Consider the following 20,919-nt stretch of genomic DNA (forward strand, 5'->3'; position numbering starts at 1 on the left):
CCACCGCGTTAGCCGGTGGCGAATACAAGAGGCTGTTGCGATTCGGGAAACCGGGCGTGACGGCCTTTTTTGACCTTTTCGCGGTTTAATGATCGACGCCTGAGATCGCTGCGGGCTCGGTGGAGCACGGCGTTCCGAACTTTTCAGCAATCGCTGGAAAGTTCGGAACGCCGTTTTCCATCACATTGCGTGGAACCAGTTGGCGGCAGTTTGTCCGGTTTTGACCGTGTTCGACTTCAACCTTCGCGCCCACGCGATATTCCAGCGGGTTAGTATCAGGGAAACGAACGTGAGCAGTTTTGCCGGGCTTGAGAATATTCTGAAACTGATTTCTCGTGCGAAGTTTGAACTCCCGGGAGCGGCATTGCTCGAATGGGGACAAACGATGCGCGGCGCCGCCATCTGGCATCATGGCGTTATCGAGCGGCAGGAAGGCGTAGCATTCGGTCAGCGCAAGTCGTTTTTCCTGGACTCAGAATAGTGAATCCGGCGCCTCGCACTATCGAAATGTCGAATCGTGTACCGCGCATCAAGATTCCGGTGGATGTCTGCCGGAACAGTCCGAAATACTAACGTCAGGTCGAATGAGAATGGCTACAGAACCCCAGCAACAAAGTCAGAGCGACGTGCTTAACGCCGCTCGCAAAGAGCGTAAGCGTGTCGCAATTTTCCTCGTGAACGGGGTACGGCTGGTTGGTCACATCGAATCGTTCGACCAGTATCTGGTCATGCTGAGTTCCGCCGCCGGCATCCAGGCGGTCTACAAGCACTCGATTTCGACCATCCAGGAAGACACGGGCAAAGCATTCACCGCCGGGGCTCCGCGCACCGGCGCGGGCGCATCGCGGGACGGAGACTCAAAGCGTCCCGTCGCCATTTCCCATAAACGGCGCCTGCCGATGAATACGGGTGGCGAATGAAGTGCTTGGTTCATGCGCCAAAGCTAAACCGGCGTGTGGACCACGGTAGTTGCGTGAACAGCTAGCTCAGGTTTGCTTGCGCGACGAACTAGAGCGGCTTGGGAAGGAAGCGCGGGAACCCAGTGACCGCTGTTACACCGGTCTGAATCTACATAGATCACGATACGCAGGACGCAAAAAAGGCGAAGCCCAATTGGGCCTCGCCTTTTGTTTAACCGTCACTGTTTTGTCACAAATGGGCGGCTCGCCCGAAGGCGCTTAACCGGTCGTTCGTACGCGCTCATCGTCCCGATGACGTTTTCTTGCGCATCACCAGCACGGCACGCCGACCGGCATGAACGACGTCTTCACGCTGCTTCTCTTCAGGCGCTGCCCGCGTTGCAAGATCGAGCGCGTTGACGACCGACTCCAGCCGCGTGTCAGCGGCAACTGCAGCGTTGTCCACTTTCACTTCTATTTCGGTATTTGCGGTATCCGCGGCAAGCGCATGCCGCACGTCGACGGTACGGCACCGTACGTCAAAACCGCTCGCGCGGATAAGCGTCTCGCGGGTCTTCCAGAAAACCTCGGCGGAGCGGGTCATCGGCCGCATGGCGACATATTCGATAACCACCGGATAGCCGCGCACGCCCGGATAAGCCGCGAGTAATTGACCCGAACGGATGTACTGCGTGTAACGATCGATTTTTTTGGTCAGCAGCGCAAAATGCTTCGCTTCGTCGTCCCAGTCGAGGTCGTCGAAAATGCCGACGTACACGCGCTTGAACAAAATGTTCACGCCGACGTAATCGATAGTGTCCACGTCGAGAAGAGACATGGTATTTCCCCAGCGCCCGATGCCGGGCAAAGATTGCAAGCGCCTATTGTAATGGACTGCGTCATCCTAAATAACTGCGCAGAGCACGATTGCAACAGTGTACGACCTTTAAGCTTTACCACTTCTAACACGCATCGAAATTGATTGTTTTGGTGCGCATCCTAAATCGATGTCTTGAAATAGGAGGATACCTAAAAACCAGCCGGGTTGATTGACAGTGCTCATCTCGAAAAACAAACTGGGTTCACGTTATTTGAACAGTTTGTGCGATTAGATCGGACATCGCATGAGCCGAACCTTATTTGTCCGGCAGGAGCAATAGCATGAAATCGAAATCAAAGAAGGCCCTTGGAGCATTCAAGTCCGCACTGATCGCGGCCGCATCGTCCATGGTCATGACCGGCGCGTTTGCCGCGACTATCGACGGCACCACGGCAGTACGAATTGGCGGGCGTGTGCAATCAGTGGATTTGAATACGCATCAGGTTACGGTTATTAATGCGCAAGGCCGCGCCGAAGCGTTCCAGGTCGGCAGCGATGTGCCGAATCTCGACAAACTGAAAGCCGGCACGAATGTGGTCGGCACGTCCCAGCGCGCGGTCAGACTGACGGTGCTCGACTCGTCGTCGCTGGCGCCCGTGCCTTCAGCGGACGGCAATCAGGTCGTGGCTAGCGTGGCACGCGTCGATGGCAGCGTGATGACGCTCAAGGACACCCAAGGCGCCGTGCTGACAGTGCAAGCCGATTCACCTGCGGCAGCCGCTGCGGTTGTGCCGGGTACGCGTGTTCTGGTCAATCTCCCGAACTCAGATTCGTCGGGCTCAGGAAAAGCGATCAAGTAAAGTAGTCGGATTCCTCCGATAGCCGGAAATTCGTCGAAACTTCATCATGTGTGCATCGTTGATGATCCAGATCCCCGCTGGATAACAAACGGCGAATCGCCCGGGTAAAACCGGTTGGTTTCGAGCTTCCACGGAAGCGCGATAACGCGGAAATCAAGGTACCTCTGCGACTAAGCGCTATCGCTAAAAAATCCATCCGGCGTAAGCTGGATGGATTTTTTTTTGCATGCGCCTCGCTGGACTCTTGTTGAAGCGTGAAGCGTGACATGGGACAACGTCAAGACGACGCATTCGGTGTCGTAGGAAATTAATCAGGAAAACGAAATAGTTATTGCATTCGAACGCGTGATACTGATCTACGATCGTGGCAATTCGTCGGAAGGAGTGACCCGCTACCCATGCAGGGCTACCATACCTCGCGCTATTGAGCGGTCGTGCCGAAGATCTCGTCGAACGGGCGAACGCGCACTTAAATGAGAGTGCTGAGCGCGTTCGACGCTACGCGATGAAGTATCCGGCCAACGCACGGGCACCATCACTTGGCGCCTGGAGCGTGCAGTCCCAAGACAAGCGCATTCGATAAAGAACGGCGTAGCCGTGACCGTGAACCACACGAACTGTTCCCGTCGTGCGCGTCTGCTCGGCGCGTTCGTCGAAACCACCCTGTACCGGATCTTCGATCACGCCCCGGGACAGCACTGCATACCGTGGAAGGCTTTCGCGCCTACCGCGAAGCGCGCGATCCGCTCTCGCGGGAGATCCGGGAATGCACTCGTCAGCCGACAACGCGGGGGTTCTAACCTTATGTGCTTCTTAACATGACTGACGTGACAACATGGCCACCACGCAAAAAAACCCGTTTTTCTGATTTACTTCTTACGGATGTGCTACACGTTTTTACAAAGAGTTGGTTAAGATATCCACGCGTGTCCGATGGCTCGCGAACAGGGTGGTAAGGGTGAGATTGTCTGGCACGTAACGAAGCATGCAAGTTCAGCACGACAAACGCGGTGGACGCCAACGGCGCTGCCGCACCAAAAAAAACCGCTTTTCGTGGAGAATCTCGTTATGTACCGAATCCGCATGGCTGCAATGGCACTTGTCGTATCAGTATCGATTGCCGGGCTGACCGCCCCCGTCGCGATGGCCCAAACCGCCTCCAGTGACGCTGCCGCTTCGACCACTTCCAAGGCGGCGCAGAAGGCGCAACGCAAGGCTGATCGCAAGGCAGCCCGCGCCAAGAAAAACGCCGAACTGAAGGATCTGGAAAAGAACGGTTATCAGCCAGGCGGTGACCAGACCAACTATCCGCAAAATATTCAGAATGCGGAGAAGAAGTCGGCGGCAGAGAAAGCCAAGGCAGCTTCCGCACCCTGAACGCAGAGTGTGGCGGAGTGTGATTGCATGAAAATAACCCGCTTAAGGCGGGTTATTTTTTGACGCATCAATTCGTGATGAGGCAATTCGTCCGCGCGGGCGTTTCGGTTGACCACGGATTCTGTCGCGGTTCCGAACGGTGGCCTGTCATGCTTGCCGTTGTTTTTGCAAGGTGCGAGCCTTGACGAGTCCTTTATGGCATGCACGTTGCGAGTCTGTTGTGAGCCATTTGGAAATGGCTTGCGAGCAGGCAGATTTCTTGTTGAACCGGTAGAATCGGATGCCGTTTCGGGCTGGGCTTGGGGCGCTTTGTTAACAGAAGATCAGAAGCTCAGACGTATCAATGTACCCGGTCGCCCGCCTCAATCTCGGTTGCAACCTACCGGCTTCACCTTCTACCAGGCGGTTTATGCGACGTTCCGCGTTTTTTATCCGCGTAATCGGCATCGGGATTTTGTTTCACGTGTATATAGGCCTGCGCCTGATTCCGGCTGCGCCAGTCGGTGCGCCGCTTCGGTGGCTCGCGGTGCTCGCCCTTGTCGCGTCGTGCTTGCTGATTCCGCTCGGCATGGCGGCGCGCAACGTCAGCCAGCAACCGCTATCCGATCGCCTCGCATGGATCGGCCTGCTTACCATGGGGTTCTTCTCCTCGCTGCTGGCGCTGACGTTTCTCCGCGACATCGTGTTGCTCGTCTTGCACCTGATCAGCCGCGTGCAACAGGATTCCGGCGGCTGGCCTGGTTTCATCGCGTGGAGCGCGCTTGGAGTGCCGCTGCTCGCCGTGCTGGTCACGCTGCTCGGCATCTATAGCGCACGTCGGCGCGCCGGGGTAAAGAACGTCGACGTGCCTATCGAGAACCTGGCTCCCGAGTTGAACGGTTTTACCATCGTGCAGATCAGCGATATCCACGTGGGGCCGACCATCAAGCGTCATTACGTCGAAAAGATCGTGGCAGCGGTCAATGCGTTATCACCAGACCTGATCGCGGTGACAGGCGACGTGGTCGATGGTTCGGTGGCTCATTTGGCAGCGCATACGCGGCCGCTTTCTGACCTGAAGGCGCGGCACGGCGCATTCCTGGTCACCGGCAATCATGAGTATTACGCCGGCGCGGACAAGTGGATTACCGAATTCCGCCGGCTTGGGCTGAAGGTGCTGCTTAACGAACACGTGATTGTTGACCACGACGGAGCGCGTGCAGTCGTGGCAGGCGTGACCGATTACGGTGCGGGCAGTTTCGACCCGGCCCACAAAAGCGATCCGGCCAAAGCCATGCTTGGTGCACCAACCGACATCGCATTTCGTCTGCTGCTGGCCCACCAACCGCGCAGCGCGCCGGCTGCATCGAAAGCTGGGTTTACCTTGCAGTTGTCGGGTCATACGCACGGTGGTCAATTCGTGCCGTGGAATTTCTTCGTCCGGTTGCAGCAGCCTTTCGTTGCCGGACTGGAAAAGCTCAACGACCTGTGGGTGTACACCAGTCGCGGCACGGGCTACTGGGGACCGCCGATACGGATCGGCGCCCCATCCGAAATTACGCGTTTGCGTTTGGTGAAAGTGAGCGGGGCACGTCCTGCTTGAGTCTTGAATCCCTTGACTCTTAAGTCAAAGGTATCAGGCAGTACCGACGATTCAAGCTTTGGCCGGCGCCCTGGAAAGGATGCCGGCCATACGTCGTATTCCTGTTGAATCGAGTCGATTATTATAAAAATAATAATAAATTCGATCGATTAAATACTCCGCTTGATTGCTTGATAGTCTGTAATTAACGAGGTTTCGTGGACAAAACTCCGGCGCCCGCTGTATAACTGACGTTCGCAAATTAATGCGCTTGCGCTTTACAATCGAATTAACCATTCGATTCGATTCGCGATTCAATTCCCTTCGCCCGGAGAAACTGCATGAACGCAAAATGGACTGTGGCTTTATCGTTTGCCTTATTAACGGCGGCGGCGCACGTCAGCGCGCAAACCGATCAGCAACTTTCAAGTGCCGCGATTCAATCCGCGCTGAGCGCCCCGCCGAAGCTGCTTCATGCGCAGATCGTCGGTATCGACACGGGCGCCAGAACGCTGACGCTGAAGGGTGCGAAGGGCCGCATCATGCCGGTGGCGGTCGGCAAGGAAGTCACGAATTTCGATGCATTGAAGATAGGCGATCGCGTAGATGTGCAAGTCAGGGACTCAATGCTGATCAGGGCAGTGAAAGCGTCAGCGAAGGGAGACGAATTGCGAAAACGTGTTGATACTGAAGTTTATGCGCCTGCATCCGGTTCCCAAGGCTTTGGTGCAGTCCATGAAACTGAGATTGTCGCAACGGTGCAGAATATTAATAGCAGGAATAAAACAATCACCCTGCGTGGTCCGTGGCATACTGAGACGTTCGATTTAAGTTCTGAAATAGCGGCATATAAATTAAAGAAGGGTGACACCGTGCACGCGGTATTGATTTCGGCCACGGCAGTGGAAGTCACTCCAACGAAATAATGCGCGGAGTCGATTGAAAATCAGATAACTGCCGCTTAAATGCGGATCAAAACTGCGCCGGCCGTGACGAGTGCGCACGCCAGCACGCGCCGCGCGGTCAGCCTTTCACGCATGAACAGCCAGCCGATCAGGACCGCGAAGATGGAACTAAGCTCGCGCAACGCCGAGACCATTGCAATGGGCAGGTAACGAAACGCAATGATCACAATGGTGTACGCGACCATCGCGATAGCGCCGCCGCCCAAGCCTTGCAGCGAGCGCTTGGGGTCGTCGAAGAACAGGCGGCGTGGGCCGCCGTATCGATAAAAGGCTACCCCGGCGAGCGGCACGTTGAAGAGGATGTACGCCCAGGCGATATAGCCGAAGCCGCTGCCGGCTATCCGCACGCCGATGCCATCCACGATTGTGTAGGCGGCGATAAACCCGCCCGTCACGAGCGCCGCCGGTACGCTCGCGGTCGCAAAGCGGCGCTTGCGGAATGCCAGGGAAATGATGCCGACCGACACCAGCGTGACGCCCGCCAGCGCAAGTGGCCGAAGATGTTCACCCGCGAAGACGAAGGCGCCCGCGAACACGAGCAGCGGCGAGAGGCCGCGTGCGATCGGATAGATCTGCCCGAAGTCACCCGCCTTGTAGGCCTTCGACAAGGCCACGCAATAACCAAGCTGCAAAGCTGCCGATGCCGCGATGTACGGCCAGCTTTCGCGCGCCGGTGCGGGCACGAACAGCAACACGATTGCCGAACACACGAGGTAGGGGAAAGACATCATGCCGAACTGCCAGACCCGGTCGCCGCTGGTATGCAGGAAGGCATTCCACGTAGCGTGCAGCAACGCGGAGAACAGGACAAGCAAGACGATGAAAGGCTGCATCAGGACCGCGGGGAGGGTGACGGCGATGGTGGCATCGTTCGTGGCAAGGTAAGGCGTTTGATGGCAAAAAGTGGCAAACGGCGAGACGCCATTATGACAGAGATCGGGAGACGGGGGGTTGCTTGTCGTGCCTCCACAGGGACGGTGTGGGGCGCGGCTGATAGGGACCGGGTGTGATCAGAGCGGTCCCATGAACGGCGATGCGCAGACCGCCAATCTGATATTCGAGCGGGGTGATAACGGAATAGCGCCCGAAGCTTCATCCGTGCCAACGCATGAAGGTAGGAAACCTAAAGGAAAAATAACGCTGAAATTAAGAATTCAGGCGAGGGGTGCGAAGGCGTTCTCGCGCCTTCTGCACCGCAACCTCGCCAAGACAATCAGCCACATTATCCACAGCCAATCTCTATCGCATGTCGACCGCCGGCTCTGCTGCATGACTGTTGCCTTGAATGTAGTGTTCCAACTGGTGGATCGTGAATTGTTGCTCAGCGATCCGGTTCCTGACGAGATCGCCAATCGATACCATGCCGATCAGCAGACCACCATCAATCACCGGAAGATGGCGTATCCGATTTTCGGTCATGATCGTCATGCATTCGTCCGTCGTCTGATTGAGACGAACGTATCGGATCGCTTTTGACATGACATCGCCTACTGGCGTCTCTTTTGACGCCCTGTCGTGCAGCACGATCTTCCGAGCATAGTCGCGCTCTGTCACGATGCCCGTGATGTGCTCTCCGGACGTGACCACCAATGCGCCGATTTGTTTGTGCGCCATCAGCTTGATGGCGTCGAAGACACTCGCGGACGCTTCGATAGTGTGAAACGACTGATCGGTTTTCGAACTCAGTAATTGTGCGACTGTTGCCATCATGTGCCTCAATCAAGAAATAGGGTTGAGTTGCTGCTCGTGCTGCGCGGTTATCTGCGTTGTCCTCCAAATTCGTCAACCGAAGTCGAAGAGGTCGCCGAGTAGCGACTTCTTCTTTTTGTACGGATAACGCTGGTCGCGATAGTCGTCGTCGCGATAACCGTTGCGTCGCTCGTGGTCGTTGTAATGACGGCCTTCGTCATACCGGCGCGCGACCGGCGCACTTGCCGCTGCCGCTTGCCCTTGCGGGCCCGCTTCACTAGCGGAGCGTTCGATGAGCTTGTCGAGCTCACCGCGATCCAGCCACACACCGCGGCATGTCACGCAATAATCGACTTCAATTCCCTGGCGATCCGCCATCAGCAGTTCCGGGGTCTTGCACACTGGACATTTCATTACCTTGCCTCCTTCGTCAAACACCCTAGCGAAGCCCCAATGTAGCCGATGAAAGCATAATGTAAAATACGTATTTTTGACGCCGATACATCGAGAAAACCGATGTGTTCAAATCGCTGTGGAGCACGAATGAACTTCAAGCATTTGTACTATTTTTGGGCCGCGGCGCATGCGGGCGGCATTGCGCGTGCCGGCACGCAATTGCACATCACGCCTCAAACGCTGAGCGGCCAGATCAAGCTGCTAGAGGACGCACTGAACAAGAAGCTCTTCAAAAAGAGCGGCCGCAACCTTGAGTTGACGGATGCGGGACGGCTTGCACTCGACTACGCCGATGAAATCTTCTCGCTCGGCGCCGAGCTGGAAAGCGCGGTCAGGCAGGAGAAGGAGGCCGCACGGGCGCAACTGCGCGTGGGCGTGGCGGATTCGGTTCCGAAGACGGTGGCGTATCGCCTGCTCGAGCCGGCATTGAACCTGTCGGACTTGCGGCTGATCTGTCATGAAGGCAAGCTGCATGCGTTGCTTTCACAATTGGCCGTGCATAGGCTGGACCTGATCATTGCCGACGCACCCATTCCGCCCGATGTGAACGTGAAGGCGTTCAACCATTCGCTTGGCCGTTCAACACTCAGTTGCTTCGCATCCAAAGCCTTGGCCGCTCGCGCGGCAAAAGCCTTCCCTGCATCGCTAAGCGACATGCCGGTGCTGCTGCCCGGAATTGAATCGGCAGTCCGAAGGAAACTCGATCACTGGCTCAAGTCACGCATGATCTCACCGCGCGTGGTGGGGGAGTTCGACGACAGCGCGCTGACGCTCGCGTTTGGCCGCGAGGGAAGGGGCGTACTGTTTGCGCCGACGGTCCTCGCGGCACAACTCAAACGAGAGCACGGTTTGATTGCGGTTGGACATATCGAAACGATTGTTGAGGAGTTCTTCGCCATCTCCATTGAACGGCGGATCAGCCATCCGGCGATATCGTCGATCATGAGCACAGCCCGCAGCGAGCTGTTCAATGCGTAGGATTCCGTCCTCGCGCCGGCCGACGTATCGAACTCTTGAATAAAAACATTTACATTACATTTAACTTTCTACTATAACTGTCGTACGTGTTGCGGACTGCCATGTCGCGCACCATGTCTCGGCCCGTCAGGCTTGCCTGCGGGCCTTTTTTTATCGTGCGAAACAATCGGAAAAATACTTTCGTATTTCTTTCAGTACTAACCCGATCTGGTAAAAACCCTGTCAATTCTTTCATTGTACTTACTTGATATATTACATATTGTGTATTCCATCGCTATCGAAACCCAGCTCAGGCGATGACGGAGACGTCCATTCGGCGTCCCGAATACAAGGCAGCAAATGCCAAGGAGACAGTGATGGAATCGAATCGCCAGGAAAGTACGTCGCGGCTAGCGTCGCCATGGATGCAGCTCGTGTTTGGCGTGATCTGCATGGCCATGATCGCGAATATGCAGTACGGCTGGACCTTGTTTGTGAATCCGATCGATGAAAAGCATCACTGGGGTCGAGCGGCGATTCAAGTGGCGTTCACGATCTTCGTGGTCACGGAAACCTGGCTGGTCCCTATCGAAGGTTATCTTGTCGACAAGTACGGCCCGCGGCCGGTTGTCGTTGCCGGCGGTCTGCTGTGCGCGATTGCGTGGGCGCTCAACTCGGTGGCTTCGTCGCTGCCCATGCTGTATTTCGCGGCGGCCGTGGGCGGCGTGGGCGCGGGAGCCGTGTACGGCACGTGCGTTGGCAACGCGTTGAAGTGGTTCCCCAACCGGCGTGGTCTGGCAGCGGGCATTACCGCGGCCGGCTTCGGGGCGGGATCGGCTGCAACCGTTGTGCCGATCGCGCACATGATCAAGAGCAGCGGCTACGAAGCCACCTTTCTGTGGTTCGGCCTCGGCCAGGGATTGATCGTGTTCCTGCTCGGCATGGCGCTGTATGCGCCGCCTGCGAGCCTGCTTGCATCGGTGAAGAGTGCGCTGAAGAGCGCCGTTTATAACGCGACGCCTAGACAGGTCGTTAGCTCACCGATCTTTTGGGTGATGTACCTGATGTTCGTGATGATGGCCGCGGGCGGTTTGATGGCGACCGCCCAGTTGGGCCCTATCGCGAAGGACTTCGGGCTGCACGATTCGCCTGTTTCGTTGCTTGGCCTGACGTTGCCCGCGCTCACGTTCGCGCTGACGATCGACCGGGTTCTCAACGGATTGACCCGGCCTTTCTTCGGCTGGATTTCGGATCGCATCGGCCGCGAGAACACCATGTTCATGGCGTTTGCGATTGAGGCGGTGGGCATCTTGCTGCTATCGAAATACGGGCATAGCCCGGTGGCGTTCGTTGTGCTGACGGGTATTGTCTTCTTCGCGTGGGGTGAGATCTACAGCCTCTTTCCCGCCACTTGCGGCGATACATTCGGGCCAAAGTTTGCAGCCACCAATGCGGGCCTGCTGTACACGGCGAAGGGGACCGCAGCCTTGCTCGTGCCGTTCAGCAGCGTGATCACGGCCGCGACCGGCAGTTGGCACGCGGTGTTCATGCTGGCTTCGGGAATGGCTGCGGCGTCGGCGTTGCTTGCGCTCTTCGTGCTCAAGCCGATGCGGCAGGCTCACAAGCAGAAACACGCATCGACGGTCAGCGACATGCCGTTCGGTTCGGTCCTGAAGGAGTGACCATGCGATGCAGCGAAGCCGATGTGTTCGTTGGCTTCGCCAGGGGCTTTCAATGGCCGGCGGTCGTTCGGCCGTCTTGCTATCTGTTACTACTTTCGGCCCACCAGATAGCAGACGCCTTCCGGACCGTAACGCTCGCTATGCGTTTCGTTTGCTCTCAAGTGGAACACGTCGCCCGGCTGATAGCGCGTGTCTTGATCAGCGATGCGCAGCGTCAGCTCACCTTCGAGAATCAGCGCCTTGGCTTCGAACGCATGCGCGTGGTCATCAAGCGACGCGCCGGCTTCGCGCTCCACCAGCACGGTGGTCTGAAACCCCTCGCGCGCCAGCATTTCGATGAAATCGTCGCGTTCCATGATCGTTCCCCTTCTAGCCGGTCTTGATTCAACCACTAATATAAGGTGAAACAACTCGGCGCAGGCGAGAAGGCTGGGCGTCAGCTTTCCAGCTGCGAGCCTTCAGTCAACTCCCTCGCCTCGAGATCACGTGTCGACCCTTTTGCAGGCCGTCCAGCCCAGTACCCTGCCAGCAACGATCCCGACAAGTTGTGCCACACCGAAAACAGCGCGCCCGGGAGAGCGGCGATTGGCGTGAAGTACAGCTTGCCTAGCGTGGCGGCGAGTCCCGAATTCTGCATGCCGACCTCGATTGCCAGTGTGCGGCACACGGCTTCATCGAAACCAAGCAGACGGCCGCCCCAATATCCGCCAAGCAAACCGATACCGTTATGCAGGATCACGCCCAGCATCACTAGCAAACCGACCGACGCAATACTTTTTTGCGTCCCCGCCACCACGGCCGAGATGATCAGCAGGATCGCGATCATCGAAATAATCGGCAACGCGGGTTCGACTGCGCGCACGATCTTGTTGAACAAGTGATTGATGATCAGCCCTGCCACGATAGGCAACGCAACAATCTGGAGGATGCTCATGAGCATGCCGTGGACATCGACGGCAATGGACGCATCCACGTAAAGGCGCGTCAGCAGCGGCGTGGCGAAGACGCCGGCGAGCGTGGACAGCGCACTGATGGTGACGGACAGCGCGACGTCGCCGCGTGCGAGATAGATCATCACGTTCGACGCCGTGCCGCTGGCAACGCTGCCGACCAGCACCATGCCCGCCGTCAGGTCGGGCGGCATGCGCAGCAATTTTGCTATCGCCCAGGCTGCGAGCGGCATCACCAGGTAATGCAAGCCGATTCCCGCTATGACCGGCGCCGGCCGGGTGAAAACGCGCCGGAAATCGGCGAATGAAAGCGTCACGCCCATCGCGAACATGATGATCGTGAGTAGCGTGGTGACGTGCGGCGCGATGACGGTGAACGAAGCCGGCGAGAAATACGCGACAACCGAAATAAGGACGGCCCAGAGAGGAAACAAGCGGGTGACGCGCGAAAGCATGGAGAGACGATCCTGGCTGATTAATAAGGGCGCCGCCCGAAGCGCCGGGTGCGAGAGCCGCACCGCATCGCGCTGGGCGAATAACGATAAAGCGAAGCGAATAGAAGCAGGTGCTCCAGGCTCGGCTGACCGTGCCATCGATAGATGCGGCCAGTGACGCAATCCGCCACGGGTCCTTGTGGGACCGGCAGGTGGCGAATGTGCATCGACGCGAATTGTATCGTTTCGTCGGACGAGATCCGCCGGAGCGGCTGTTGCGCTTATCTGAGACGCGCGACCGTTCCCGCATCCGGCTCACCGCCGAAATAGGTATTCAGCGCCAGTTCGAACGGCGTCTTGTCGCTTGCGGCGTGGGCGAAAAGGGTCATCGATGAATGGAATTTCAGATCGTCCGGATAACCGAAGATTTGTTCCACCGAGCGTCCCTCTAGCGCGTTCACAATTTGCGTAAGGATCAACAGGCGTTCGCCCAGCACGGGATGATCGAAGTAGGCTCGCGCCTCATTCACCGATGAAATCGCGTAGCGCCGCGCCATTTCGCTATGGCCTAAGCCCTGGATCTGCGGAAATACGAACCACATCCAGTGCGTGCGTTTCTTGCCGGCCTCGAGCTCGGCCGTGACGGCCTGGAGGACCGGATCCTGGGCCTTGATAAAACGCTGCAAGTCAAAAGGATCGGGATCAGTCATGCGAGCCTCCGGGTTCTTCCTGGAATAACGATACGTTAGCAAACCGGATCGCAAACCCCATTCCCGGCGCTTTTTCGCGGTGTTTTCGTGGCCCTTCCGCCGCCATGAAGCCAGGCAACCCCCAAATCTAATCCCGGCCATTTGCGAACGATATTCCGCTTTCTGATATCTTCACGGCCATGCAAAACATCATCGAAATTTCGAATCTGTCGAAGAGCTACGCGTCCGGCTTCAAGGCGCTGAAAAATGTCACGCTGAGTATCCGCCGTGGCGAAATCTTCGCACTGCTCGGGCCGAACGGCGCCGGCAAAACGACCCTGATCAGCATTGTATGCGGCATCGTGAATGCCACGGAAGGCACGGTCAAGGTCAACGGTCACGGCATTATCTCGGACTACCGCGCCTCCCGCGCGATGATCGGCCTCGTGCCGCAAGAGTTGACCACCGACGCTTTCGAGTCCGTCTGGGCCACCGTTTCATTCAGCCGCGGCCTTTTCGGTAAGCCGCCGAATCCGGCGCATATAGAAAAGGTGCTGAAGTCGCTGTCGCTCTGGGACAAGAAGGACAACAAGCTGGTCACGCTGTCCGGCGGCATGAAACGCCGCGTGCTGATTGCGAAGGCGCTCTCGCACGAGCCGGAAATCCTGTTCCTGGACGAACCGACGGCTGGCGTCGACGTCGAATTGCGCCGCGATATGTGGAATCTCGTGCGCGGCCTGAAGGCCAACGGCGTGACGATCATCCTGACGACGCATTACATTGATGAAGCAGAGGAAATGGCCGACCGGATTGGTGTGATCAACGGCGGCGAGATCATCCTGGTCGAGGAAAAAGCTGAACTGATGCGCAAGCTCGGCCAGAAGAAACTCGTGCTGCAACTGGAAGATGTGATCGACACCATTCCCGCCGGACTGAGTGCTTACCGGCTCGACCTGTCCGCTGACCGGAGTGAGCTGACCTACACCTACGACGCGCAGGATGAACCGGGCCGCATCATTACGCTGCTGAAAGACCTCGCCGATAACGGCGTCAAGTTCAAGGACCTGCAAACGACGCAAAGCTCGCTGGAAGACATTTTCGTGAGCCTGGTCGGAGAGAAAAAATGAATATTCATGCAGTCCGCGCAATCTATGTATTCGAAATGGCGCGCACGTGGCGCACCATCATGGGAAGCATCATCTCGCCGGTGATTTCCACCTCGCTGTATTTCGTCGTGTTCGGCGCCGCGATCGGCTCGCGCATTCCCGAAGTGAACGGCGTGAGCTACGGTGCGTTCATCGTGCCGGGGCTCGTGATGTTGTCGCTGCTCACGCAGAGCGTGTCGAACGCGTCGTTCGGTATCTATTTTCCGAGGTTCACGGGGACCATCTACGAACTGTTGTCGGCGCCGGTCTCGTATATGGAGATCGTGCTGAGTTATGTTGGTGCAGCCGCCACCAAGTCGATCATCCTCGGCCTCATCATTCTTGCGACCGCGCGGCTGTTCGTGCCCCTGCACGTCGATCACCCGTTCTGGATGATCGTGTTCCTGCTGCTGACCGCGGTGACATTCAGCCTGCTGGGATTCATCATTGGCATCTGGGCAGATGGATTCGAAAAGTTGCAGGTGATCCCGCTGCTGATCATCACGCCGCTGACCTTCCTCGGCGGAAGTTTTTATTCCATCGATATCCTGCCGCCGTTCTGGAAAGCCGTCGCGTTGTTCAACCCGGTGGTTTATCTGATCAGCGGATTTCGCTGGAGTTTTTACGGTACCGCCGATGTCAGCGTCGAGATCAGCCTCATCATGACGCTGGTGTTCCTCGCGGTGTTTATTGGCGTGGTTGCTTGGATCTTCAAGACGGGCTACAGGCTTAAAGCATAAGGAGCGTGGCTGATGTGTGACGTGCTGATCGAACGATTCGGACTCCGGCCGCACCCTGAAGGCGGCTATTTTCGCGAGACATTTCGTGGTGAGGATAAGGTAGTACGCGAAGCTTCATTGGGCGCGACGCGCTCGGCATCGACCGCGATCTACTACATGCTTTGCGATGGCGCGCATTCGGCATGGCATCGAATCCGCTCGGACGAGGTGTGGCACTTCTATGCAGGAGATCCAATCGATGTTCATGTTATCGACGTCACCGGGCAATTGCACACGCATCGCCTGGGTAACGCGCTGACGCACCACAACGCCGTATTCCAGGCGGTTGTACCGGCGGGGCACTGGTTTGCGGCAGAATTATGCGATCCGGCGGCGTTCGCACTGGTGGGCTGCACGGTCGCGCCCGGGTTCGAGTTCAGCGAGTTCGAACTCGCCGATGTGGCTGCTTTGACAAAAGCGTATCCGCAGCACGAGGCTGTGATCAGGAGGTTGGGTCCAGCGGCGAGCGCGAAGCGCTAAGCGAATGCAGCGGCACGGCATGCAACGCCCGCAGCAACAACGCAAAAGCGGAACAAAAAAAAGCGGCGCTCTCATTTCTGAGGCGCCGCTTTTTCATGCTGCTGTTTATAGGTTGGCCCTGACTGCGTCTCGGACGGCGTCCATCATGCCGCCGTAGTTCAGCGGGATGTCGAGTGAATCGCCATAGACGTCCTGATCCGCTTGTGCACGCACTTCTTGCGACTCGCGGCGTACCGGCGATTCGTAAGCTGTGTCACCTGAACGAATAGTGTCTCTGGCTTCGACGCGCTGCGCTTGATAACTCTTCACGATTAACTCCTTGCAGTGATGGAGCGGCGGGAGACTGCGATCCTACTGAACTGCTATGACAGATTGACGACGGTTGATGCTTCTCGGTGCACAACTTGAACGGTGGCGGACCGCGTGCCTTTGGCCGTATTGCGCACCTTGCAATGAAAGCGCGGCTCTACAGTTTAATGGCGTTGCGAAACGGGATTCGTACTTCTGGCTTATGAAACGATGCCGGCACTATCAGTCACGCAGCGCGGATTTGGGCTTGAAACTTGCAATTGACGCAAGCGTTTGCGAGGGGACTTGGAGAGACGCTGTTGTAGCCAGCCGAGAGTTTGCGAAGGGAGTTTGAAACAAGAGCAAGCCGCACTAATCCGCGTACGCATTGCCGTCGATTGAAACAGTTAAAGCTGTTTCTCAGAATCGGCGTGTTTGATGTGAACGTTCCACATGGCGGAAAGGACGACCGCATGATGCAGTCGTGCTTTCAGGCCATTTCACCGGACCCGAGGACGCTTTCAGGCGTGCTGGCCCTGCAAATCGGCGTCGCTGGTCTCGTCCTGTGGCATGGAAGCCGCAAGAATCATCGCCGCTGCGTTCTGTGGTTTCGGATCGCGCTGTGACGGCCGATACACCGAGTCGCCCCGGTGAATGGGCGCGCCGGTCAGTGCGCATGCACCGCCCGACGTGGCCGTGGTCACTCGCCATCCCTGATATCCGTAGTGGCAGGTTCCCGCGTCGGACCAATAGACAATCGCCGTCGCGCTGCTCGGCCGTTCAATCACGCGCACGACAGCCTCGGGAAAGGGCCTCGACGATTGTGGCGATGGCGTTTGCGAAGCGACGCGCGGATGATCACGTTCCCACGCTCGCGTGAGTCGCTCTAAAAACGGGTGCACAGACCTTTGCCGTGGGGCAGCTTCTGCCGCGCGGTTGTGGGTCGCTGTCAATGAGCGGACCGTTTGCAGCCACGGGTCCGCGCTTCTGGCTAACGCTGTCATGGTTCGTTCCTGGCATGGTTCATGGTCGAACTTACGCAATCAGCCTGCTCGGATAAATACCGTTAAGGTGAATACACTGTCTTGTTAGCGCGAATAATCACAACAACGCGTTATGCAATAAGGCTTTGCCCGATATTGCGGTGCGGCGCAACCGCTGTTCACGCTTCATTGAACGTTTTAATGAGGGCGATAGCGTCCTGTTTTAGCGAGGACTCGCGCGCGGCGTGATGCCAGATTCAACGTTTGTATGGATTGCGTAAGGTGTCAAGTTTCGCCGCATGCGGTGGAACGCCGCTTGCGTGAGCCATACTAGAACCATACTTACAACGTTGAACGAGGTGTTCGTGAAGAAGAGTCATATTGCTGCTGCAGTCCTGTTTTCAAGCTTGGGCCTGACGGCCACTGCTTTTGCTCAAAACGGCCCTGGGCCTGGTGAAGGCCATCAAGGCGGACCGCAAGAACGTCCAGGCGGCCCCGCCATGCAAGGCCATGACGGCGGCGGTCATCAAGATCAAGACCACGGTCACGGCCCGCAAGGTGGCCCGGGCGCACAAAACCACAACAATGGCCGTCCACCAGTGCCAATGCACGCGGACAATGGTCCGGGGCGCGGCGGCCCTGGCGGCGCGCGCGGGGAAGGACCGCATGACTGGCATCGAGGAGATCGTTTGCCGAACGACTATCGCGATCGCCAATATGTAGTCGACGATTATCGCGGCTATGGATTGCAGCAACCCCCGCGCGGTTATCACTGGGTGGGTGTGAACGGTGATTACGTGCTTGCCGCCATCGCGACCGGCGTGATTGCGCAGATCGTGCTGAGCAACGGGCACTAAGCGCTTCTCGTCGATGATTCGCCCGATGAAGCGTTGCGTACCTGACCGGGCGTCGGGTACGCATACGTAACAAGGCCGGTCCAAACGCGTGTTTGGGCCGGCCTTATTTTATGTACGCGGCTTGAATTCCACCGCAGCCCGTTGCGCTAACTCCTGGCGGTATCGGCGATTGCTTTTACTATGCGAGCCAGCGTTTTCAACGCCGCGTCCGGCGATTCCTCAAATTGCGCGCCCACGATGGCGCCATCAACCGCCATGGCCAATGCCCGTGCATCGGCCTTCGCGGTTCTCGACGATGCCGGCAGCAGCGTCCTGATAACCGCAGCCATATCCAGCTTGTGGCGTCGTGAGATATCGACCGCTTCGGGCTGGGTCCCGCCTACTTCCACCACCGCGTTGATGAACGCACAACCGCGATACGCATCGCCCTCGAACCATTCCGCCAATGCCGGGACCAATGCGTCCGCGTTCGCGCCATGGCGCTGCACGGCGTCTTCGAACCACGTCATCCAGTTTCGGTGCCTATACTCCAGGAACGCGATGATCAGGTCATTTTTCGCCGGATAGTAGCGATAAAAAGTCTTCTTCGCGACACCCGATTCCGCGATCACGCGATCGATTCCGGTCGCACGAATGCCGTCCCGATAGAACAGCGCGTGAGCCGTGATAAGAATGCGCTCGGCCGGAGGAAGGTCCGCATTCAATGATTGATTGTCCATATCGATGGATTGTAGACAGGTCTGTCTCCCTGCGCTAGAGTAAGAAGGTAGACAGACCTGTCTGCCAACGAATTACCTTATCGATTGACTGCGTATCGTCAGCCAGTTGCAATCACCCTCCAGATCCAAAGGAAGCGCCATGGAAAGCAAACCGCCATTCCCGCCATTCGATGCCGACACCGCCCGGCAAAAGGTCCGTCTCGCGGAAGACGGCTGGAATACACGCGACCCAAAGCGGGTTGCTCTCGCCTATAGCGAAGACACGCGCTGGCGCAACCGCGCTGAATTTGTATCGGGACGTGCTGAGGTGGAGGCGTTCCTGGCGCGCAAATGGGCGCGTGAACTGGATTACCGGCTGATCAAGGAACTGTGGGCGTTCACCGGATCACGAATCGCGGTGCGCTTCGCTTACGAATGGCACGATGATTCGAAAAACTGGTTCCGTAGTTACGGGAATGAAAACTGGGAGTTCAACGAAGCTGGCCTGATGACGCATCGGCACGCATGTATCAATGACTTGCCGATCAAGGAATCCGAGCGTAAATATCATTGGCCACTGGGACGCCGTCCCGACGACCATCCCGGACTGAGCGACCTGGGTTTCTGATCGAGGCGAGCTGGCAGTTTCCTGCTCGGGTCTTCAGCCGTCGCGAAGACCGATGCATCGACCCACTGCCGGTTGTTTACTTGCCGCGCCGCCGGTAGAAGGCCCACCATCCCGCCAGCGCAGTGAAGGTTGCAACGATCGCCACCATCACCCAGAAACCGTGCTTGTTTTCGGCGAGCGGCACGCCGCCGACGTTCATGCCGAAAATCCCCGCGACAATATTGATCGGCAGCGCCAGCACGGTGACCAGCGTCAGCGTGAACAGCGTGCGGTTGCTTTGCTCGTCCGTGCGTGCGGCGATCTCTTCCTGAAGCAGCTTGATGCGTTCGACCAGTCCCGCCAGATCGCCTAGCACCAGCGAAAATTCTTCGGTGGCGTCCCGCAGATCCTGAAGGTCGAGCGTCTCAAGCCAGCGTGGAGGGCGCGCCAGCAGCCGGAAAATCGATCCCGGTTCCGGCGCGAGCAAACGCTGCAGCCTGACCAGCACGCGTCGCGACGCGCCGAGTTCCGACCGAGTGGCGGGGGATCTCATCGAAAGGAAGCGATCTTCTATCCGGTCGATATCGATGCTCGTTTTCCGAACGATTTGTACCAGCAGGTCAGCCTGGTCGCGCAACAGATGGATGAGCAGTTCGGCCGTCGACCGGAAGACCTCGCCATTGCGTACCGACTCTCGCAGCGTATCGATGGAACGCAGCGGTTTCAGCCGCGCGGTGATGAGCAGCTTTTCGCGCGTGTAGACCCATAAGGTTGCGATTTCGGAGGGGCTCACGTCGAAGTTGAACATCACGTCGTTGATGACCGCGAGCAGCGCGCCTTCCTGATGTTCTATTCGCGTGGAATGCGAGCCGTCGCGCAAGTTCTCGAAGAAGGCGTCGGGCAGGTCGAGGTGCGTGCGCATCCAGCGTTCGCTTGCGCTGTTCGCAAGGTCGAAGTGCAGCCAGACGAAGTCGCCGGAAGCGCGCTTGGCGCTGGATTGCGCCAGCCAGTCGAGCGCCCCGGCGGAGTCGATCGGCACGCCGGGCGCGTCCTGCGCGAAACGAAACCCGCACACGATGCCCGAGAAATCCGAGGCGTAGGGAAGCGGGTTGGTTCGTAATTCAGTCATCGAGATTCGGTCATCGTTAGCGGCAGGGGCAGGGGCAGCGGCAATTGCGAGGTCATCCAGCTTTCGATTGTCCCTGCCGGGCATTTCGAATCAAGCAACGATCACCGGATTTGCGTTATTGTTGGTCAAATGCCGCGTGACACAGAAAGTACTTATGGTTGTCACGCCCTGTGGGTAGACTCGCGCGGTGCAAGAGGGCCGTCGGGCGCAGCCCGACCCTTTTCGCGTCATCGGGGAAACACAAATGGAAGATCGCGTCGAGCAGGACGAACCTACGCAAACCACGGCAGATGGACTGACGCGGCTCGCGACGAGCATCGTCGAATTGCTGGGCGAGCAAGCCATCGACAGCCGTCTGGGAGCTAAATTGCTCAAACGTCTGGAGAAAGAGGCGAAGCTGGTCGAGGAGTTGGGGCCGCAACCGCTGAACAAGGCTGAGAAGCGCAGTTTGCGAGACGCGCTGGACGGACTTGAACACGCGGTGCGTCAGGTCGATGCAAATCTGCTGGTATCGGCGAACGCAAAACTACGCTCCACGGATGAATCTTCCAGCAAAAAAGCCAAGACCAAATCCTGAAGGCGGGCTCGCCGGCGCGTTGCGAAGCCTGGAGGGC

25 protein-coding genes are annotated in these 20,919 nt (G+C 57.7%); 13 read left to right on the top strand and 12 right to left on the bottom strand.

Annotated elements, in window-relative coordinates; genetic code table 11:
- Positions 1 to 85 precede the first annotated feature (85 nt).
- Positions 86 to 412 (bottom strand): hypothetical protein, encoded by a 327-nt coding sequence (locus ACSQ83_RS30540; RefSeq protein WP_436230690.1) that lies wholly within the window; start codon positions 410 to 412, stop codon positions 86 to 88.
- A 178-nt stretch (positions 413 to 590) separates the two neighbouring features.
- On the opposite strand from ACSQ83_RS30540, the gene hfq reads away from it, so the two are divergent.
- Positions 591 to 920, top strand: a complete 330-nt coding sequence (gene hfq, locus ACSQ83_RS30545) for an RNA chaperone Hfq (RefSeq protein WP_414968298.1) — start codon at positions 591 to 593, stop codon at positions 918 to 920.
- A gap of 280 nt (positions 921 to 1,200) precedes the next feature.
- Here the strand turns inward: hfq and ACSQ83_RS30550 are convergent, their stop codons facing one another.
- The gene (locus ACSQ83_RS30550; RefSeq protein WP_414950820.1) at positions 1,201 to 1,737 is read right to left on the bottom strand and encodes a DUF6572 domain-containing protein; all 537 of its coding nucleotides are present in this window, start codon (positions 1,735 to 1,737) and stop codon (positions 1,201 to 1,203) included.
- 323 nt (positions 1,738 to 2,060) lie between these two features.
- On the opposite strand from ACSQ83_RS30550, the gene ACSQ83_RS30555 reads away from it, so the two are divergent.
- From ACSQ83_RS30555 to ACSQ83_RS30570, 4 genes are all read left to right on the top strand, one after another.
- On the top strand, positions 2,061 to 2,579 hold the full coding sequence (locus ACSQ83_RS30555) for a hypothetical protein (protein WP_414968297.1): 519 nt from the start codon (positions 2,061 to 2,063) through the stop codon (positions 2,577 to 2,579).
- Positions 2,580 to 3,512: 933 nt separating this feature from the next.
- Entirely contained in the window at positions 3,513 to 3,956 is a 444-nt protein-coding gene (locus tag ACSQ83_RS30560) for a DUF4148 domain-containing protein (RefSeq protein WP_436230691.1), read from the top strand.
- A gap of 409 nt (positions 3,957 to 4,365) precedes the next feature.
- Positions 4,366 to 5,538: a metallophosphoesterase gene (locus tag ACSQ83_RS30565; RefSeq protein WP_436230692.1), complete on the top strand. Its 1,173-nt coding sequence runs from the start codon at positions 4,366 to 4,368 to the stop codon at positions 5,536 to 5,538.
- A 320-nt stretch (positions 5,539 to 5,858) separates the two neighbouring features.
- Positions 5,859 to 6,443: a hypothetical protein gene (locus ACSQ83_RS30570; RefSeq protein ID WP_436230693.1), complete on the top strand. Its 585-nt coding sequence runs from the start codon at positions 5,859 to 5,861 to the stop codon at positions 6,441 to 6,443.
- A 35-nt stretch (positions 6,444 to 6,478) separates the two neighbouring features.
- Here the strand turns inward: ACSQ83_RS30570 and ACSQ83_RS30575 are convergent, their stop codons facing one another.
- The 3 genes from ACSQ83_RS30575 to ACSQ83_RS30585 all read right to left on the bottom strand — a co-directional run bounded on the left by ACSQ83_RS30575 (position 6,479) and on the right by ACSQ83_RS30585 (position 8,585).
- Positions 6,479 to 7,315 (bottom strand): EamA family transporter, encoded by an 837-nt coding sequence (locus ACSQ83_RS30575; protein ID WP_436230694.1) that lies wholly within the window; start codon positions 7,313 to 7,315, stop codon positions 6,479 to 6,481.
- A gap of 406 nt (positions 7,316 to 7,721) precedes the next feature.
- Positions 7,722 to 8,189, bottom strand: coding sequence for a CBS domain-containing protein (locus tag ACSQ83_RS30580; RefSeq protein WP_414968314.1), 468 nt, complete (start codon positions 8,187 to 8,189; stop codon positions 7,722 to 7,724).
- A 75-nt stretch (positions 8,190 to 8,264) separates the two neighbouring features.
- Entirely contained in the window at positions 8,265 to 8,585 is a 321-nt protein-coding gene (locus tag ACSQ83_RS30585) for a zf-TFIIB domain-containing protein (protein ID WP_436230695.1), read from the bottom strand.
- Positions 8,586 to 8,714: 129 nt separating this feature from the next.
- On the opposite strand from ACSQ83_RS30585, the gene nhaR reads away from it, so the two are divergent.
- Both nhaR and oxlT read left to right on the top strand, forming a co-directional pair.
- Entirely contained in the window at positions 8,715 to 9,605 is an 891-nt protein-coding gene (nhaR, locus tag ACSQ83_RS30590) for a transcriptional activator NhaR (RefSeq protein WP_414950827.1), read from the top strand.
- A 356-nt stretch (positions 9,606 to 9,961) separates the two neighbouring features.
- Positions 9,962 to 11,266 (top strand): oxalate/formate MFS antiporter, encoded by a 1,305-nt coding sequence (gene oxlT, locus ACSQ83_RS30595; protein ID WP_414950828.1) that lies wholly within the window; start codon positions 9,962 to 9,964, stop codon positions 11,264 to 11,266.
- An 89-nt stretch (positions 11,267 to 11,355) separates the two neighbouring features.
- Here oxlT and ACSQ83_RS30600 read toward each other — a convergent pair whose 3' ends face one another.
- The 3 genes from ACSQ83_RS30600 to ACSQ83_RS30610 all read right to left on the bottom strand — a co-directional run bounded on the left by ACSQ83_RS30600 (position 11,356) and on the right by ACSQ83_RS30610 (position 13,360).
- Entirely contained in the window at positions 11,356 to 11,622 is a 267-nt protein-coding gene (locus tag ACSQ83_RS30600) for a cupin domain-containing protein (protein WP_414950829.1), read from the bottom strand.
- A gap of 80 nt (positions 11,623 to 11,702) precedes the next feature.
- Positions 11,703 to 12,671: a ketopantoate/pantoate/pantothenate transporter PanS gene (gene panS / locus ACSQ83_RS30605; protein ID WP_436230696.1), complete on the bottom strand. Its 969-nt coding sequence runs from the start codon at positions 12,669 to 12,671 to the stop codon at positions 11,703 to 11,705.
- A gap of 260 nt (positions 12,672 to 12,931) precedes the next feature.
- Positions 12,932 to 13,360, bottom strand: coding sequence for a DUF1810 domain-containing protein (locus tag ACSQ83_RS30610; protein ID WP_436230697.1), 429 nt, complete (start codon positions 13,358 to 13,360; stop codon positions 12,932 to 12,934).
- Between the two features lie 179 nt (positions 13,361 to 13,539).
- On the opposite strand from ACSQ83_RS30610, the gene ACSQ83_RS30615 reads away from it, so the two are divergent.
- From ACSQ83_RS30615 to ACSQ83_RS30625, 3 genes are read left to right on the top strand one after another with little or no spacing between them, the layout of a single operon-like run.
- Entirely contained in the window at positions 13,540 to 14,466 is a 927-nt protein-coding gene (locus ACSQ83_RS30615; RefSeq protein ID WP_414968291.1) for an ABC transporter ATP-binding protein, read from the top strand.
- Entirely contained in the window at positions 14,463 to 15,224 is a 762-nt protein-coding gene (locus tag ACSQ83_RS30620) for an ABC transporter permease (protein WP_299708011.1), read from the top strand. The genes ACSQ83_RS30615 and ACSQ83_RS30620 overlap by 4 nt, the downstream gene beginning before the upstream one ends.
- 12 nt (positions 15,225 to 15,236) lie before the next feature.
- Entirely contained in the window at positions 15,237 to 15,743 is a 507-nt protein-coding gene (locus tag ACSQ83_RS30625; protein ID WP_436230698.1) for a cupin domain-containing protein, read from the top strand.
- 105 nt (positions 15,744 to 15,848) lie between these two features.
- Here ACSQ83_RS30625 and ACSQ83_RS30630 read toward each other — a convergent pair whose 3' ends face one another.
- Both ACSQ83_RS30630 and ACSQ83_RS30635 read right to left on the bottom strand, forming a co-directional pair.
- Positions 15,849 to 16,052 (bottom strand): hypothetical protein, encoded by a 204-nt coding sequence (locus ACSQ83_RS30630; RefSeq protein WP_414950835.1) that lies wholly within the window; start codon positions 16,050 to 16,052, stop codon positions 15,849 to 15,851.
- 500 nt (positions 16,053 to 16,552) lie between these two features.
- Entirely contained in the window at positions 16,553 to 17,035 is a 483-nt protein-coding gene (locus ACSQ83_RS30635; protein ID WP_414950836.1) for a DUF3331 domain-containing protein, read from the bottom strand.
- 344 nt (positions 17,036 to 17,379) lie between these two features.
- On the opposite strand from ACSQ83_RS30635, the gene ACSQ83_RS30640 reads away from it, so the two are divergent.
- Positions 17,380 to 17,871, top strand: coding sequence for an RcnB family protein (locus ACSQ83_RS30640; protein ID WP_436230699.1), 492 nt, complete (start codon positions 17,380 to 17,382; stop codon positions 17,869 to 17,871).
- 146 nt (positions 17,872 to 18,017) lie between these two features.
- Here the strand turns inward: ACSQ83_RS30640 and ACSQ83_RS30645 are convergent, their stop codons facing one another.
- Positions 18,018 to 18,590 (bottom strand): TetR/AcrR family transcriptional regulator, encoded by a 573-nt coding sequence (locus ACSQ83_RS30645; protein WP_436230700.1) that lies wholly within the window; start codon positions 18,588 to 18,590, stop codon positions 18,018 to 18,020.
- Positions 18,591 to 18,729: 139 nt separating this feature from the next.
- Here ACSQ83_RS30645 and ACSQ83_RS30650 point away from each other — a divergent pair, with 139 nt between their 5' ends.
- On the top strand, positions 18,730 to 19,197 hold the full coding sequence (locus tag ACSQ83_RS30650) for a DUF1348 family protein (RefSeq protein WP_414968286.1): 468 nt from the start codon (positions 18,730 to 18,732) through the stop codon (positions 19,195 to 19,197).
- A gap of 76 nt (positions 19,198 to 19,273) precedes the next feature.
- Here ACSQ83_RS30650 and ACSQ83_RS30655 read toward each other — a convergent pair whose 3' ends face one another.
- Positions 19,274 to 20,305, bottom strand: coding sequence for a transporter (locus tag ACSQ83_RS30655; RefSeq protein WP_436230701.1), 1,032 nt, complete (start codon positions 20,303 to 20,305; stop codon positions 19,274 to 19,276).
- 244 nt (positions 20,306 to 20,549) lie between these two features.
- Between ACSQ83_RS30655 and ACSQ83_RS30660 the strand changes: the two genes are divergently transcribed.
- Positions 20,550 to 20,882, top strand: a complete 333-nt coding sequence (locus tag ACSQ83_RS30660) for a hypothetical protein (protein WP_414950841.1) — start codon at positions 20,550 to 20,552, stop codon at positions 20,880 to 20,882.
- The last annotated feature ends 37 nt before the right edge of the window (positions 20,883 to 20,919 follow it).

This window comes from Caballeronia sp. LjRoot29 (assembly GCF_964252755.1).
GTDB lineage: Bacteria > Pseudomonadota > Gammaproteobacteria > Burkholderiales > Burkholderiaceae > Caballeronia.

What these genes read in the sequence shown, in the direction of transcription:
- ACSQ83_RS30540 (WP_436230690.1), bottom strand. Translation starts at nt 412, where the DNA reads ATGATGCCAGATGGCGGCGCCGCGCATCGTTTGTCCCCATTCGAGCAA.
- hfq (WP_414968298.1), top strand. Translation starts at nt 591, where the DNA reads ATGGCTACAGAACCCCAGCAACAAAGTCAGAGCGACGTGCTTAACGCC.
- ACSQ83_RS30550 (WP_414950820.1), bottom strand. Translation starts at nt 1,737, where the DNA reads ATGTCTCTTCTCGACGTGGACACTATCGATTACGTCGGCGTGAACATT.
- ACSQ83_RS30555 (WP_414968297.1), top strand. Translation starts at nt 2,061, where the DNA reads ATGAAATCGAAATCAAAGAAGGCCCTTGGAGCATTCAAGTCCGCACTG.
- ACSQ83_RS30560 (WP_436230691.1), top strand. Translation starts at nt 3,513, where the DNA reads ATGGCTCGCGAACAGGGTGGTAAGGGTGAGATTGTCTGGCACGTAACG.
- ACSQ83_RS30565 (WP_436230692.1), top strand. Translation starts at nt 4,366, where the DNA reads ATGCGACGTTCCGCGTTTTTTATCCGCGTAATCGGCATCGGGATTTTG.
- ACSQ83_RS30570 (WP_436230693.1), top strand. Translation starts at nt 5,859, where the DNA reads ATGAACGCAAAATGGACTGTGGCTTTATCGTTTGCCTTATTAACGGCG.
- ACSQ83_RS30575 (WP_436230694.1), bottom strand. Translation starts at nt 7,315, where the DNA reads ATGCAGCCTTTCATCGTCTTGCTTGTCCTGTTCTCCGCGTTGCTGCAC.
- ACSQ83_RS30580 (WP_414968314.1), bottom strand. Translation starts at nt 8,189, where the DNA reads ATGGCAACAGTCGCACAATTACTGAGTTCGAAAACCGATCAGTCGTTT.
- ACSQ83_RS30585 (WP_436230695.1), bottom strand. Translation starts at nt 8,585, where the DNA reads ATGAAATGTCCAGTGTGCAAGACCCCGGAACTGCTGATGGCGGATCGC.
- nhaR (WP_414950827.1), top strand. Translation starts at nt 8,715, where the DNA reads ATGAACTTCAAGCATTTGTACTATTTTTGGGCCGCGGCGCATGCGGGC.
- oxlT (WP_414950828.1), top strand. Translation starts at nt 9,962, where the DNA reads ATGGAATCGAATCGCCAGGAAAGTACGTCGCGGCTAGCGTCGCCATGG.
- ACSQ83_RS30600 (WP_414950829.1), bottom strand. Translation starts at nt 11,622, where the DNA reads ATGGAACGCGACGATTTCATCGAAATGCTGGCGCGCGAGGGGTTTCAG.
- panS (WP_436230696.1), bottom strand. Translation starts at nt 12,671, where the DNA reads ATGCTTTCGCGCGTCACCCGCTTGTTTCCTCTCTGGGCCGTCCTTATT.
- ACSQ83_RS30610 (WP_436230697.1), bottom strand. Translation starts at nt 13,360, where the DNA reads ATGACTGATCCCGATCCTTTTGACTTGCAGCGTTTTATCAAGGCCCAG.
- ACSQ83_RS30615 (WP_414968291.1), top strand. Translation starts at nt 13,540, where the DNA reads ATGCAAAACATCATCGAAATTTCGAATCTGTCGAAGAGCTACGCGTCC.
- ACSQ83_RS30620 (WP_299708011.1), top strand. Translation starts at nt 14,463, where the DNA reads ATGAATATTCATGCAGTCCGCGCAATCTATGTATTCGAAATGGCGCGC.
- ACSQ83_RS30625 (WP_436230698.1), top strand. Translation starts at nt 15,237, where the DNA reads ATGTGTGACGTGCTGATCGAACGATTCGGACTCCGGCCGCACCCTGAA.
- ACSQ83_RS30635 (WP_414950836.1), bottom strand. Translation starts at nt 17,035, where the DNA reads ATGACAGCGTTAGCCAGAAGCGCGGACCCGTGGCTGCAAACGGTCCGC.
- ACSQ83_RS30645 (WP_436230700.1), bottom strand. Translation starts at nt 18,590, where the DNA reads ATGGACAATCAATCATTGAATGCGGACCTTCCTCCGGCCGAGCGCATT.
- ACSQ83_RS30650 (WP_414968286.1), top strand. Translation starts at nt 18,730, where the DNA reads ATGGAAAGCAAACCGCCATTCCCGCCATTCGATGCCGACACCGCCCGG.
- ACSQ83_RS30655 (WP_436230701.1), bottom strand. Translation starts at nt 20,305, where the DNA reads ATGACTGAATTACGAACCAACCCGCTTCCCTACGCCTCGGATTTCTCG.
- ACSQ83_RS30660 (WP_414950841.1), top strand. Translation starts at nt 20,550, where the DNA reads ATGGAAGATCGCGTCGAGCAGGACGAACCTACGCAAACCACGGCAGAT.